Source organism: Actinophytocola sp. (assembly GCF_036402745.1).
Classification (GTDB): domain Bacteria; phylum Actinomycetota; class Actinomycetes; order Mycobacteriales; family Pseudonocardiaceae; genus Actinophytocola.
Window position 1 is genome coordinate 1 of record NZ_DASWSJ010000048.1, and the last position, 14306, is coordinate 14306.

Annotated in this window: 13 protein-coding genes; 4 read left to right on the plus strand and 9 right to left on the minus strand. The window is 71.8% G+C overall.

Annotated features, from left to right (window positions below):
• The 6 genes from ahcY to VGD70_RS05065 form a co-directional block, all read right to left on the minus strand.
• Positions 1 to 1268: adenosylhomocysteinase (gene ahcY / locus VGD70_RS05040; RefSeq protein ID WP_331078592.1), on the minus strand; the 1268-nt coding region annotated here is incomplete at its 3' end.
• Positions 1265 to 2260 (minus strand): carbohydrate kinase family protein, encoded by a 996-nt coding sequence (locus VGD70_RS05045; protein WP_331078594.1) that lies wholly within the window; start codon positions 2258 to 2260, stop codon positions 1265 to 1267. The genes ahcY and VGD70_RS05045, both read right to left, overlap by 4 nt.
• Before the next feature lie 9 nt (positions 2261 to 2269).
• On the minus strand, positions 2270 to 3475 hold the full coding sequence (metK, locus tag VGD70_RS05050; RefSeq protein ID WP_331078596.1) for a methionine adenosyltransferase: 1206 nt from the start codon (positions 3473 to 3475) through the stop codon (positions 2270 to 2272).
• The gene (locus VGD70_RS05055) at positions 3472 to 4638 is read right to left on the minus strand and encodes a thiolase family protein (protein WP_331078598.1); all 1167 of its coding nucleotides are present in this window, start codon (positions 4636 to 4638) and stop codon (positions 3472 to 3474) included. Before VGD70_RS05055 ends, metK begins: the two co-directional genes overlap by 4 nt.
• Entirely contained in the window at positions 4635 to 5639 is a 1005-nt protein-coding gene (locus VGD70_RS05060; RefSeq protein WP_331078600.1) for a class I SAM-dependent methyltransferase, read from the minus strand. Before VGD70_RS05060 ends, VGD70_RS05055 begins: the two co-directional genes overlap by 4 nt.
• Before the next feature lie 123 nt (positions 5640 to 5762).
• On the minus strand, positions 5763 to 7067 hold the full coding sequence (locus VGD70_RS05065; RefSeq protein ID WP_331078602.1) for a chloride channel protein: 1305 nt from the start codon (positions 7065 to 7067) through the stop codon (positions 5763 to 5765).
• 85 nt (positions 7068 to 7152) lie between these two features.
• On the opposite strand from VGD70_RS05065, the gene VGD70_RS05070 reads away from it, so the two are divergent.
• The gene (locus VGD70_RS05070) at positions 7153 to 7746 is read left to right on the plus strand and encodes a TetR/AcrR family transcriptional regulator (RefSeq protein ID WP_331078604.1); all 594 of its coding nucleotides are present in this window, start codon (positions 7153 to 7155) and stop codon (positions 7744 to 7746) included.
• Positions 7747 to 7805: 59 nt separating this feature from the next.
• On the opposite strand, the gene VGD70_RS05075 is transcribed toward VGD70_RS05070, so the two are convergent.
• Positions 7806 to 8978 (minus strand): 5-methyltetrahydropteroyltriglutamate--homocysteine methyltransferase, encoded by a 1173-nt coding sequence (locus tag VGD70_RS05075; protein ID WP_331078606.1) that lies wholly within the window; start codon positions 8976 to 8978, stop codon positions 7806 to 7808.
• Between the two features lie 216 nt (positions 8979 to 9194).
• Between VGD70_RS05075 and VGD70_RS05080 the strand changes: the two genes are divergently transcribed.
• Together VGD70_RS05080 and VGD70_RS05085 are read left to right on the plus strand one after the other, a co-directional pair.
• A complete protein-coding gene (locus tag VGD70_RS05080; protein ID WP_331078607.1) occupies positions 9195 to 11006 on the plus strand; it encodes a homocysteine S-methyltransferase family protein in 1812 nt (603 codons plus the stop codon).
• A complete protein-coding gene (locus VGD70_RS05085) occupies positions 11003 to 12316 on the plus strand; it encodes a PucR family transcriptional regulator (RefSeq protein ID WP_331078609.1) in 1314 nt (437 codons plus the stop codon). Before VGD70_RS05080 ends, VGD70_RS05085 begins: the two co-directional genes overlap by 4 nt.
• Before the next feature lie 157 nt (positions 12317 to 12473).
• Here the strand turns inward: VGD70_RS05085 and VGD70_RS05090 are convergent, their stop codons facing one another.
• Together VGD70_RS05090 and VGD70_RS05095 are read right to left on the minus strand one after the other, a co-directional pair.
• On the minus strand, positions 12474 to 12905 hold the full coding sequence (locus tag VGD70_RS05090) for an SRPBCC domain-containing protein (protein ID WP_331078611.1): 432 nt from the start codon (positions 12903 to 12905) through the stop codon (positions 12474 to 12476).
• On the minus strand, positions 12902 to 13300 hold the full coding sequence (locus VGD70_RS05095; RefSeq protein ID WP_331078613.1) for a RidA family protein: 399 nt from the start codon (positions 13298 to 13300) through the stop codon (positions 12902 to 12904). Before VGD70_RS05095 ends, VGD70_RS05090 begins: the two co-directional genes overlap by 4 nt.
• A gap of 63 nt (positions 13301 to 13363) precedes the next feature.
• Between VGD70_RS05095 and VGD70_RS05100 the strand changes: the two genes are divergently transcribed.
• The gene (locus VGD70_RS05100; RefSeq protein ID WP_331078615.1) at positions 13364 to 14302 is read left to right on the plus strand and encodes a helix-turn-helix transcriptional regulator; all 939 of its coding nucleotides are present in this window, start codon (positions 13364 to 13366) and stop codon (positions 14300 to 14302) included.
• The last annotated feature ends 4 nt before the right edge of the window (positions 14303 to 14306 follow it).

Here is a 14306-nt window from a genome sequence, read left to right on the forward strand (position 1 = left end):
TTCGTGAACACCTCGATCTGCGCGATCACCTGGTTGGTGAACGAGTTCGACATGACGAAGCTGGGATGGCCGGTGGCGTTGCCGAGGTTGAGCAGCCGGCCTTCGGACAGCAGGAGCACCGTGTGCCCGTCGGGGAAGCGCCACTCGTGCACCTGCGGCTTGATCTCGGTGCGCACGATCCCGGGAAACCTGGTCAGGCCGGCCATGTCGATCTCGTTGTCGAAGTGGCCGATGTTGCCGACGATGGCCTGGTGCTTCATCTTCGCCATGTGGTCGGCGGTGATGATGTCCAGGTTCCCGGTCGACGTGACGAAGATGTCCGCCGTGGCGACGACGTCCTCGAGCGTTGTCACCTGGTAGCCGTCCATCGCGGCCTGCAGCGCGCAGATCGGGTCGATCTCGGTGATCACCACCCGGGCACCCTGCGCCCGCAGCGACTCCGCGCAGCCCTTGCCCACGTCGCCGTATCCGCAGATGACCGCCACCTTGCCGCCGATCAGCACGTCGGTCGCCCGGTTGATGCCGTCGACGAGGGAGTGCCGGCAGCCGTACTTGTTGTCGAACTTGGACTTCGTCACCGAGTCGTTGACGTTGATGGCCGGGAACAGCAGCTCACCCGCGGCGGCGAGCTCGTAGAGGCGGTGCACGCCGGTGGTGGTCTCCTCGGTCACGCCGACGATTCCCTCGGCGAGCCGGGTGAACCGCCCGGGGTCGACGGCCAGCGAGTCACGCAGCACGTCGAGGATGAGCCGGTACTCCTCGGAGTCCGACGTCAGCGGCTCGGGCACCACACCGGCCCGCTCGAACTGGACCCCCTTGTGCACCAGCAGGGTCGCGTCGCCGCCGTCGTCGAGGATCATGTTGGGCCCGCGCGAGCCGGCGAAGGTGAACAGCCGCTGCGTGCACCACCAGTACTCCTCGAGCGACTCGCCCTTCCACGCGAACACCGGCACACCCCGCGGCGACTCCGCCGTGCCCGAGCGGCCGACGACGACGGCCGCCGCGGCGTGGTCCTGGGTGGAGAAGATGTTGCAGCTGACCCAGCGCACCTCGGCGCCGAGGTCGACGAGCGTCTCGATCAGCACCGCCGTCTGCACGGTCATGTGCAGGGAGCCGGCGATCCGGGCGCCCCGCAGCGGCTGCGCGTCGGCGTACTCGGCGCGGATCGCCATCAGACCGGGCATCTCGTGCTCGGCGAGCGTGATCTCCTTGCGCCCGAACTCGGCGAGCGACAGGTCGGCGACCTTGAAGTCGGTGGTGATGGTCATGCGCCCTCCTTCACGAGTGATCCGTCCAAACAGGACTGCGCGGCGGCGCCGGCCGCCGGTCCGTACGTCCGGGCGAGACGCTCCACGAAGGACACCGGCTCGACCTCGTACTCCTGGGTGCCCACGGTTTCCAGGACCAGGGTGGCCAGCGCGCAGCCGAGCTGCGCCGCACGTTCCTCGTCGAGCCGTCGGGCGGTGCCGGCGAGGAAGCCGGCCCGGAACGCGTCACCGACGCCGGTCGGCTCGGTCCGGCCCGCCGGCGCCACGACCGGGACGGTCACCGTGGCGCGCTCGGCGCTCTCGATCGACGCGCCGAGCCGGCCGCGGGTGGTGACCCAGGTGCCGACCCGGTCGAGCACGTCGTCGTTGGCCCAGCCGGTCTTGTAGGTGAGCAGGGTGCGCTCGTACTCGTTGGTGAACAGGTACGCCGCGCCGTCGACGAGCTCGCGGATGTCCTCGCCGGTCATCCTGGCCAGCTGCTGGGACGGGTCGGCGACGAAGGGCACGCCGAGCTCGCGGCATTCCGTGGTGTGCCGCAGCATCGCCTCGGGATCGTTGGGGCTCACCACGACGAGCGGGTCGGCGAGCCCGGCGAGGATCGGCGCGAGCTCGATCTCCCGCGCCTCGTTCATCGCGCCGGCGTAGAAGGTGGCGATCTGGTTCTGCGCGGTGTCGGTGGTGCACAGGAACTTCGCGGTGTGCCGGGTCCGCGAGTACCGCACGTGGCCGGTGTCGACGTTGTGCGCGGCGAGCCAGGCGCCGTACTCGGCGAAGTCCGCGCCCACCGAGCCGACGAGCACCGGCGCGTGGCCGAGGCAGCCGAGCCCGAAGGCGATGTTGGCGGCCACCCCGCCGCGCCGGATCTCCAGCTCGTCGGCCAGGAAGGACAGGGACACCGTGTCGAGCTTGCCCTCGACGAGCTGGTCGGCGAACCGGCCGGGGAACACCATCAGGTAGTCGGTCGCGATGGACCCGGTGACGACGATGGTCACGTCAGCTCCTCATGCCATGGCGGTCGCGGTGACGCCGGCGTCGGCGGCCAGCGCGTCCGCGCGATCGGTCTGCTCCCAGGTGAAGTCCTCGTCGGTGCGGCCGAAGTGGCCGTACGCGGCGGTCTTGGCATAGATCGGCCGGTGCAGCCGCAGGTAGTCGCGGAACGCCGCGGGGCGCAGGTCGAAGTGCTCGTTGACCAGCGCGACGATCCGCTCCTTCGGCACTCGCTCGGTGCCGAACGTCTCCACCAGCAGGGACAGCGGCCGGGCCATCCCGATGGCGTAGGCCACCTGGACCTCGGCCCGGTCGGCGAGCCCGGCCGCGACGATGTTCTTGGCCACGTACCGCGCCGCGTACGCCGCCGAACGGTCCACCTTGGACGGATCCTTGCCGGAGAACGCCCCGCCGCCGTGCCGGGCGAACCCGCCGTAGGTGTCCACGATGATCTTGCGGCCGGTGAGGCCGGCGTCGCCGACCGGGCCGCCGATGACGAACCGGCCGGTGGGGTTGACGAAGAAGTTGCGGCGCAGGGCCTTGGCGTCGTAGAGCTCGGGCGGGATCACCTCGGTGACGACGAGCTCCCAGAGGTGGCTGGGGATCCGGACCTCCACGCCCTCGTCGTGCTGGGTGGAGATCAGCACCTTCTCGACCGCGACCGGCACGTTGTCCTCGTACCGGACGGTGACCTGGGTCTTGCCGTCCGGCCGCAGGTAGGGCAGGTCGCCGTTCTTGCGGACCTCGGCGAGCCGGCGGGCGAGCCGGTGCGCGAGCGCGATCGGCATCGGCATCAGCTCGGGCGTCTCGTTGGTGGCGTAGCCGAACATCATTCCCTGGTCGCCGGCGCCCACCCGGTCGAGATCCTCGCCGGCGCCGGCGCGGGCCTCGTGCGCGGTGTCCACGCCCTGCGCGATGTCCGGCGACTGCTTGTCCAGCGCGCTCAGCACCCCGCAGCTGTCCGCGTCGAACCCGCACGCCGGGGTGTAGCCGATGCCCCGGACCACCCCCCGCACGATGCCCGCGATGTCGAGCTGGGCGGGCGTGGTGATCTCGCCGGCGACCACGACGAGCCCGGTGGTGAGCAGCGTCTCGCAGGCCACCCGGGAGTAGGGATCCGCGGTCAGCGCGGCGTCGAGCACCGCGTCGGAGATCTGGTCGGCGATCTTGTCCGGGTGGCCCTCGGTCACCGACTCGGAGGTGAACACGAACTCGGTCATGACGTCTCTCCTTTGCCGAACACGTGGATCACGCTGACCACGTTGTCGTCGCCGTGCCAGCCGCCGGCGTTCTGGGTCAGCCCGACGCGGGCGTCGGGCACCTGGCGGCGGCCGGCGTCCCCGCGCAGCTGCTGGACGATCTCGACGATCTGGGCGAGGCCGGTCGCACCGATCGGGTGGCCACGAGCGAGCAGGCCGCCGCCGGTGTTGACCGGGACCCGGCCGCCGAGCGCTGTCGCGCCGCTGGTGAGCAGTGCCGCGCCCGCGCCGGGTGCGGCGAGGCCGAGCTGCTCGCAGATGATCAGCTCGGCGGACGCGGCGGCGTCGTGCACCTCGACGCAGTCCAGGTCGCCGGCGCCGAGCCCGGCCTGCTCGTAGGCGGCCGCCGCGGCCGCCTCGGTGACGCTGTGCGAGCCGTCGGCCGGGGCGGTGTGGTTGACCGAGGCGAGCACGGTGACCCGCGGCGCGCCGGTCGTCCGGTCGGCCACCAGCAGGGCCGCGGCGGCGCCGTCGGATACCGGCGAGCACATGGGCAGCGTGAACGGGCCGACGATGGGCCGGGCGGCGAGCACGCCGGCGACCGTCCACTCGGCACCGAACTGCGCGGCCGGGTTCAGCGCGCCGTTGTGCTGGGCCTTGACCACCACCCGGGCGAGATCCTCGCGGGTGGCGCCGGTCCGGTCGAGGTAGCGCTGCGCGGACTCGGCGTAGAGGTCCATCAGGAACGAGCGGCCGGCCGGCAGGTCGGCGGGCACGGTGTCCATGTCGACCGAGCCGCCGATCGCCGCGAACGAGCGGGCCTTGTCCGGATGGGTCATCTTCTCCGCGCCGACAGCGAGTACGACGTCGTGCACCCCGGTGGCCACCGCCTGCCAGGCGAGCTGGAACGCGGTCGACGCGGACGCGCACGCGTTCTCCACATTGGACACCGGGAGGTCACCGAAACCCAGCGGTCGCAACGAGAACTGGGCCGCGAGCATCTCCTGGCCCGTGATCGACCCGGCGACGGCATTGCCGAAGTAGCACGCCTGGACGTCGGCCGGGGTACGGCCGGCGTCCTTCAGCGTGGCGGTGACCGCCTCGGCGACGAGGTCCTTGAAGGTGCGGTTCGGCTGCTTCGCGAACCTCGTCATCCCGATGCCCGCGACGTGTACCGGCCTCATCGGCGGCACGTGATGTAGGTCCAGGTGCACGGGAACGACGCCTGGGCCGGGAACAGCTTCTCGAGGCTGTAGCGGATGAGGAACCTGCGGTCCCGCAAGGCTTCCTCGGTCGGCTCCCGACCGTCCACCTTGGGCGATCCGCCGACCCAGCTGAGCACGCCGTCGTGGTAGGTGTGCAGCAGCTGGCACCACTCGTCGACCTGGGCGTAGATCGTGGCGTCGAAGACATGCAGGACGCTGAACCCGGCGGTGGTGAAGGCGTCGAGGTACTCCTCGAGCGGGCGCACCGGGACGAACACCTTCTCGCGCAACCGGGTGTGGCCGGCCATCGCGGCGCTGTCGTCGAGCGTCTCCCTGTACTGCTCGAACGCGGGCTCGCGGGCGACGAGGTCGGCAGCGATCTCGTTGACCTTGGCGACGGTTTCGTCGATGATCCAGTCGCCGGACCTGCGCAGCGGGTTGCGCAGGTTGGCCGAGCCGGTGAGCGTCAGCCCGCCGGGGCGCAGGACGCGAGCCCAGGAGTCGAGGGTGTCGGCCAGGTCGTAGTACAGGTGGATCGCGTTGGTGGAGGTGATGGCGTCGGCCTGCAGGTGCCCGTCGAGTACCTCGTCGAGGGACTGCAGGCGCTTCTTCTCCTTGAGGTAGTTCAGCAGCCGGAACCCGACCCGCTCGTCGTCGCGGAAGTTCTCCAGCGCCACCCGCAGGAATTTCGGCGACGCGTCCACGTTGAGAATTCCCACCGGGTAGTCGATGCTCGACAGCAGGCGCCGGGCAAGGATTCCGGTGCCGCTCGAGTAGTCCACCAGGAGCTTGTTCTCACCGAGCGCGGCGAGTACCTGCGCGACGGTCGGCTCCAGATTCTTGTACCAGCTGTGCGCACCCACGCTGTCATAGCTGAGCCCGAATTCGCCGACGGGTTGGCGAACCCAGTCGGCGTCCGGAATGCGATCGAAACCGCGCGGCCAGTCGAATGCCGCGGAACGGACCTGGGTTGCGGTCATGGCGAGCTCCATTCTTTCCGCTCCCAATCATGCGGCGCGGCCGGCGGCGTCATAAGCCGGTTCCCGGCACAAATTTGGCAGGCCCGGGTTGTGTACGCGGCACAATTACCGCCAATAACATGGTCACCACCGGATCCCGCGCCGGAGCAGCTTCCGGGTGAAGACGGTGCCGGGCGACACCAGCCGGCTGATCCCGGCGGCCACCAGGGCGGCGCCGACCACCGCCGGCATGACCTGGCCGGACAGCTCGACGGTGAGCATGACGGCGGTGGCCGGGATCCGTGCCGCGCCGGCGAGCACGGCCGCCATGCCGACCAGCGCGTACCCGCTGGTCGAGCCGTCGCTCAGGGTGCCCCAGGCCGCGCCGAGCATGGTCCCCACGAACAGCAGCGGGATGAGCACGCCGCCGACCCCGCCGATCGCGAGGGTGAAACCGGCCGCGACGGCCTTGCCGGCGGCCAGCACCAGCAGCAACGCCAGGGGCAACGTCCCGGCCGCCGCCTCGCCGATGACCGGGCTGCCCATCCCGTAGAGCCGCGGCAGGGCGAGCAGCAGGAGCCCGAGCAGCACCCCGCCGGCGGCGGGCCGCAGCCACGGCGGGCCCCGCCACACCCGGTCGACGAGGTCCTCGGCGACGTAGACCAGCGCCCCGAAGCCGGCCCCGACCAGCCCGCAGACCGCCCCGAGGCCCAGGGCGGCGGTGAGCGCGACCTCGCCGGGCCGCACGTCGAGGAACGGCTCCGTCCCGAGGACGACCAGCCGCACGGCGGCGGCGGCGAAGCCGGCCACCGAGAGCAGTCCCACTACGGGCGAGAGCACCACGAACGCGCTTCTCGCGCGGCGACACCAGGCCGCGACCGGTCGCTTCGGCGGGGCCGGTGCCGGCCCGCCGTCCACCACCCCGCCGTCCGCCACCCCGGTGATCTCCGCGGCCAGCGTCCTGGCCAGGAACAGCTCCAGCGCGAACACCACACCCGTGACCGGGGCGTCGAAGATCACCGCCGTCGCCGCCACCACCCCGCAGCCGATCAGCACCCGCACCTCCGGCGCGGCCACCCCGGCCCGCCGGCCGAGCGCGGAGCCGATCGCCGAGCCGGCCACCACCGCCGGGCCCTCCCGGCCGAGCGACCCGCCGGTGCCGACGCACAGCGCGGCACCGATCGTGCGCACCACGGCCGCCCGCGCGCCGACCTCGCCCGACCCGGCGACGGCCAGCATCAGCTCGGGAATGCCCAGCCCCCGGGTCCGGGGCGCGAACAGGTGCACGAGCAGCCCGTATCCCAGCCCGCCCAGCACCGGCGCGGCCACCAGGAACACCCCGCCGTGCTGGGCGGCGCCGGTGACGCCGTCGACCAGCAGCGACAGCGCGGCCGCCGCGAGCCCGGAGCCCGCGCCCGTCGCGAGGGCGAGCGGGGCCAGGCGCGTCACCCTAATCGTCGCGCGCATCGAGGACTTGGAATAGCGCCGAAGCGAGTATCATTGACCTTAATCCAGAAGCGAGGACCGGACGACAATGGCAGTAGTGGACGACGGGAACAAGGACAGCGGACGCGAGCGGGTGGGGCGCGCCGCTTACGAGCTGTTCAGCCGGGAAGGTACGGCGTCCGTCGGTGTCGACGCGGTTATCGCCAAGGCCGGCGCCGCCAAGATGACGCTCTACCGCAATTTCCCGTCCAAGACCGATCTGATTCTCGATTTCCTCCAACGCCGCGAACGGCTCTGGACCGAGGAGTGGTTGCAGGCCGAGAGCCAACGTCGAGGAACCACGCCGGCGGAACAGTTGCTCGCCATTTTCGACGTCTTCGGCGAATGGTTCGCCAAGTCGGACTTCGAGGGCTGCTCCTTCCTCACCACCATGATCGAGACCGCCGGCAAGGACAACGCGGTCTACCAGGCCAGCGTGCAGTACCTGGCCAATATCCGGCATTACCTCAAGGGGCTCGCCGCAGCCGCCGGCATCAAGAACGCCGACTCCTTCGCCCGCCAGTGGCACATCCTGATGAAGGGCTCGATCATGGCCGCCCACGAGGGCGACACCCAGGCCGCCGCCCGGTCCCGCGAGCTCGCCGTCCTGCTGCTGCGCGCGCACGGCATCGACGCCGAATAACTGGAAGACCCGCCGGGGCAACGGAAGCCGCCACCCCGGCGGATCGGCTCAGCGCCGGGTCAGCTCACGCCCAGCTTCTCGGCCGCCATCCGGGCGCCCGTCACCCGGTTGGCGATCTTCTGGAACGCCACGTCCCGGGCGAAGTCCGGCGAGCCGTGGTTGGGCTTCTCGTCGATGCTGAACGGCGAGAACCCGCAGTCGTCGGTCGCGCCGATGCGCTCCTTCGGGATGAAGTTCGCGGCCCGCACCAACGAGTCCCGCACTTCCTCGGGACTCTCCACCCGCGGGTTCAGCGGGTTGATCACCCCGACGTAGGCCATCTGGGTCACGCCGTTCGCGTCGTCACGGAGGTGCTCGCCGAGCATCTTGTAGACCCGGTCGCGGTCCCGCTCGCTCGCGAGCTGGATCAGGAAGTACCCGGCGTTCATGTCGAACATCGTCGGCAGCAGGTCGTTGTAGTCCACGTCCGCGCTGTGCACCGAGTCCCGGTCGCCGCCCGGGCAGGTGTGGATGCCGATGTTCACCCGCTCCTCCGGGGTGAACCGGTCGAGCACCCGGTTGTTGAGCTCGATGAAGTGCGGCAGCAGGTTGCGCCCGGTCCACGGGTTGCGTGGATCGTTGCGAGTGGACAGTCGACCCTCGGTGAAGTCGATCGACACCCGCGCGGCACCCGCGGCGAACGCCTGCCGGATGTCCTTCTCGCACTCGTTGGTGAGGTCCTCCTCGAACTGTGCCCGCGGGTAGTCCGGGACCTCCTCGTCCAGCGGGTACAGCAGCGCCAGCATGGATGGCGCGATCACCGCCTGCTTCATCGGCCTGCTGGTGAGACCGATGGACTTCTTCAGCGTGTCCGCGGCGAACGTCTTGTACCGGAACGGTCCACTGGTGAGCTTGGGCAGCTGCCGGCCGTGGCCGTCGGCGAAGATCGCGAAGAACTGGCCACCGGCGCCGAGGTGGTCGGCGAGACCCGTACCCGCCAACGTGTCGGTGACCGGATAGGTGGCGAAGCTGGACCAGCGCTGCTCGCCATCGGAGATGATCGGTGCCCCGGTCGCCTCGCCGCGTGCGATCGAGTCGCGGACCGCCTTGTCCTGCTCTGCCTCGAGTTCGTCCCGCGTCGCCGTACCGGCGTCGTAGGCCGCGTAGGTTTCCTGCAACTTGGTCGGCCTCGGGAGCGAGCCGACCGGCTCGGTGGGAATGCCGGTGTCCGTCCTCGGGTCATAAGCACTCATGAGTCGTCTTCTCCTTTGAATCAACGTGGAGTGCGATGCGTCCGAGTCGAAAGGTTGAGACCGGTCTGTCTCCGACTGCCATTGCAGGCTAGCTCTCCCGCCTCCGGCGGTCAATGCGTACCTCGCAATACGAGCCGAAGAGCGCTAGGCTGCGCTAGACAGGTCTGTCTCTCTGTTGCTAGCTGACGACGAGGTCAGGAGGCCGGGGTGGACGGCATGCGGCGCATCGCCCGACCGGCGTGGCAGCCCGGTGAGGGCGACCATGTGGTGGTGTGCGACGGCGCGATGGGCACCATGCTGCACTCGGCCGGCGTGCCCCTCGACAGCTCCCTGTGCGAGCTCAACCTCACCCGGTCCAGCCTCGTGCGCGACCTGCACGCGGCCTACCTCGCGGCCGGCGCGCAGCTCGTGCAGACCAACACCTTCGACGCGAACCGCTTGCGCCTGGCCAGGTTCGGCCTCGAGGACAGCGTCGTCGAGATCAACATCGCGGGTGCGCGGCTGGCCCGGGAGGCGGTGGCGGACGGTTCGGCGCTGGTCGCCGGCAGCGTCGGGCCGGCGTTGGGGGGCAACCTGGTCCGTCGGGTGCCGCCGGGCGAGCGGGCCGCCGTGCTACGCGAACAGATCGCCGCGCTCGCCGACTGGGTCGACGTGCTCGTGCTGGAGACCTTCGGCGACACCGAGTCACTCGCGGACGCGGTCGAGGTCGCGCTCGCCGAGTGCGACCTCCCGGTCATGGCGCAGCTGACGTTCGGCGAGGACGGCCGGACGCTGCGGGGCGAGGACCCGGCCGCGGCCGCCGCGGTGCTCGGCCGGCTCGACCTGGCCGCGCTCGGCGCCAACTGCACGGTCGGTCCGGCCGTGCTGCACGACGTCGTCACCGAGCTGGTCCGCAACTGCGCGCTTCCGGTGTCCGTCCAGCCGAACGCCGGCACGCCCCGGCGCATCGGTCGTCGCCTGCGATACGCGCACAACGTCGACTACTTCGCCCAGGCGGCGCAACGCTTCGTCGCGAGCGGCGCGGCGGTGGTCGGTGGCTGCTGCGGCACCACGCCGGCGCACATCCGCGCGGTGGCGAACGCGGTCGCGGGGCTGGCCCCGGTCGTCCGGCCCGCGGCGCCGGGCCCGGACCGCGCCCTGGTCACCCTGGTCGCACCCGAGCCCGAACAGGTCAGCTGGCCGTATCCGGACCGGTTCGTCGTGCTCGCCGGCCTGCGTGCGCCGCACGGAAGTGAGCTCGGCGAGTTCGTCGGCCGGGCCGAGCGGCTCACCGCGGCCGGCGCCGACCTGCTCGCGATCACCGACCCGGGACCGCCGGCGCGGCGGGTCAGCCCGATCGCCGCCGGTGTGCTGCTCGGCGAGCGGCTGCACGCGGAGGTGCTGCTGCAGGTGGAGACCGCGTACCGAAGCCTCGCCGCACTGCAGGCGGACCTGCTCGGCGCGCATGCGCTGGGGCTGCATCTGGTGGTCTGCCGGACCGGTGCGCCGCGGGTCGCGGGTGACTACCCGGACCCGGGCTCGCCCTGGGACGTGGACTCGGTGCGGCTCGTCGCGGCGCTCGCCGGGCTCAACGAGGGGGTCGACTGGCGCGGAGTGTCCACACCGGACCGGACGCGGTTCGTGATCGGCGCCGCGCTGCGGACCTCGGCCCGCGACCGGGGCCACGAGCTCGACCGCGCCGAGGCGAAGGTGGCCGCGGGCGCGCACTTCCTGCTCACCGACGTGATCCACGACCTGCCCGGCACGCAGCGCTGCCTGGCCGAGCTGCGCACCCGCGGCGTGGACGTGCCGGTGCTCGCCGCGCTCGCCCCGTTCGAGGACCTGACCACGATCCTGCGGCGCACCCACGAGGACCCGTCGGTGGCCGCCCCGGTCACCCTGCCGGGCACCGACCCCGGCAACGTGGTCGACGCGGTGGCCGACGTCGTGGCGAAGCTGGGTGACCTCGTCTCCGGCGTGCTCGTCCAGGTTCCGGCCGGCGCCGACGGCTCCCCGCTCGTCGAGCGCCTGCGCGGCGGCCCGGCATGACCGAGCCCGCGGGTGAGTCGTCGATGCGGGGCGCCGAACCGGTGCCCCCCGCGTCGGCCGTGATCACCGGGCTGTCCCGGCAGAACTCGTTGTACCGCCGCATGATCACCATCTGCGACCAGGTCGCCGACGCGGCCGTGCGCGGCGCCGACGCGCGCCAGCTGACCCGGGTGCTCGCCGCGACGCTCGACCAGGCGGTGCTGCTGTTCGACCCCGCGTTCACCCTGCTGGCCGAGGCCGGTGCCGGCGCCGCCGAGTGGAACCCCGACGACGTCACCGTCGGCCGGATGCTGCGCGCGCTGGCCACCGAGCGACGCCCGCTGCGGCTGCCGGCCATGCCGGACTCCTCGCTGGCGCACGGCTGCCAGGCGACGCCGGTGACCATCGGCGACACCACGCTCGGCTACCTCGTCGTGCTGGACCGCGCCGCCCGGCCCGACCAGGCCGACGACGCGGACCTGCTGACCACCAGCTACGCGGCGACGCTGTTCGCGCTCACCCTGGCCAACGAGCGCACCAGCACCGACCTCGGCCAGCGGTACCAGGGAGCGATCGTGGACGCGCTGGTGTCCGGCAACTTCCTCGACGGCGCCGACGCGAGCCGCAAGGCCCTCTCGCTCGGCCTCGCCGACCCGCAGCCGTACCGGATCGCCGTGCTGCGGCCGGGTGCCGCCGACGAGTCGCCGGGTGTCGCCGACGAGCTGGCCGGCAGCCTCGCCGCCGGCGGGCTCCTGGCGGTCGCCCGCGGCGCCGAGGTGGTGCTGATCCTGCGCGAGGCCGGCCGGGAGCTCGCCGACCGCGTGCTGGCGGACGGCAGGAAGCTGTCGCGCCACAAGGCAACCTGCGGTCTCAGCGAGCTGGCCGACCGGCCGGCGCAGGCGCCGGTCGCGCTGCGCCAGGCCCAGCACGCGATCGACGTCGGCACCCGGATCGGCCGTGCCGACCAGGTGATCCCGTACGAGGAGCTGGGGATCTACCGGCTGCTGCTGCAGATCGGCGACATGCGCCAGCTGTGGCGCTTCGCCGAGGAGATCCTGGGCCCGCTGCTCGAGTACGACGCGAGCCACAAGGTGGACCTGGTCGCGACCCTGTCGACGTACCTCAACCAGCACGAGAGCCTCAAGCAGGCGGCCCGCGCGCTGCGCGTGCACGTCAACACGGTCTCCTACCGCATCCAGCGCATCGAGCAGCTCACCCCACTCGACCTCACCAACCCCGACGACCGCCTGGTGGCCCACGTGGCCGTCAAGATCGTCGAGTCGCGACGCGCGGTCGATCGGATGACCACCGGCCACGAGACGGGCTCCTGAACCGCCTCGAGGTCCATCTACCCATGGCTCAAGAGGCGGCGCGAGCGGAGCGCGTCGTGGTCCTCTGAGCTCGGGCGCTGCAAATGGCCGACGCCGCCCGCAGCGTGAACCGCGCCGCGGGGTCACCGAGTTCCTCGTTCTCGCACCCGGTTGTGGGTCAGGCGGCGGTCAGGGCTTCCACGAGCGCGGTGATGACGCCCTGCCAGTGGCGGCGCTGCTGTTCGCGTTCGGCGGCGTCGGCCAGTCGTTCCTGGTGGACCCCCAGCCTCGCGCGGCCCTCGCCCGCGGACGTCACCGTCAGCTGCAGTGTCGTGTCGTGTGGCCAGTCGGGTGGTTGCCAGGTGAGCCGGAGACGGTCGAGCTCGCGGAAGCTGCGGGTCTCGCCCCGGACGCCGGCCGTGGTCTCGTAGCCCGCGCCTGGCTCCGACAGCACGGTGACGCCCTCGCCCAGCCAGATCGCCACCCCCGCCGGCGACGTGATGAAGGACCACACCGTCTCGACGGGACGGTCCACCGTCTTCGACACCCCGATCTGCCAGCCGGCGTCGCGGGTGCGCCCGACCTCGGACCGGCGCCACCCGGCGGTCACGAGATCACCGCCGCGACCGCGCTGACCTCGAGCAGCGCGCCGGGCACGGCCAGCCCGGCCACCCGCACGGCCACGACCGGCGGCGCGGCGCCCGCCAGCTCGGCGGCCGCCACCGGATACGCCACGGCGAGGTCGACGCCCTCGACCAGCAGGATCGTGATCATCACCAGATCGTGGACGCTCGCACCTCCCGCGGCCAGCGCGACGTGCAGGTTCTTCATCACCTGCCGGGTCTGCGCGGCGGCGTCATCGCCGCCGACGAGCCTGCCGTCGCCGTCAACGGCGTTCTGGCCGCCGACGTAGATCGTCGTGGCGCCCGGCGGCACCACCGCGACGTGGCTGAAGGCGGGCGACCGGACGAGTCCATCGGGACGGAGCAACGACATTTGAGTCATGCGGACCAGCATGGCACCAAACCAGGACAGTTACTGTCAGGGTATGGATCGGGTTCTCGCCCCATGAGCACAACCCATCGCCACCTCGAGACACTCTCACTGCTGCAGGCACACCCGGGCATCTCCGCCACCCGGCTCGCGGCCCGGCTCGGCGTCACCGAGCGAACCGCCCGCCGCGACGTCGCGCAGCTGCGTGAGCTCGGCTACCGCATCGACGCCGAGGCCGGCCGGGCCGGCGGCTACCGGCTCGCGTCCGGCCGCACGATGCCCCCGCTGCTCCTCGACGCGGACGAGGTGGCCGCCGTCGCCCTCGGCCTGCGTACAACGGTCCCCGTCGACGGCCTCGAAGCCGCCGCCGTCACGGCCCTGGCCAAGCTCACCCACGTCGTGCCGTCGCGCTGGCACACCCGGCTCACCGCGCTCGCCGACGTGCAGGCACAGCCGGGACAGTCCCGGCGCCGCGCCGACCGCGACGTGCTCATCCCCGCCGCGCTCGCCTGCCGCGCGGAGGAAGCCATCCGCATCCGGCACCGCCGCCACGACACCGCGGACGCGACGCCGACCGACGTGCAGCCGCACCGGCTCGTCACCCTGCGCCAACGCTGGTACCTCGTCGCATGCCCACGCGGGGCCACGGGATGGGTGGTCTACGCCCTCGACCGCGTCGATCACGTCCAACCGCTCGGTACCCACTTCCCGGTACCCGAGCCGCCCTCCGACGCCGCCGCCTTCGTCTCCGACACGGTCGCACACGGGCCATGGCGCCACCGCGTCCGCGTGCGGGTGCACACGTCGGCCGACCTCGTCCGCGAGCTCGTCGACCCGAGCGTGGCCACCGTGCTCGACGACGGCGACGAGTGCGAGCTCCGCCTCGGCACCGACGACCTCGACTGGGCGGCCCGGTGGCTCGCCTACCTCAACCTCGACCTCGACGTCATCGAACCGACCGCGCTCACCGACCGGCTGCGCACCCTCGGCCGCTGGCTGCTCGACCGATACTGAGGGC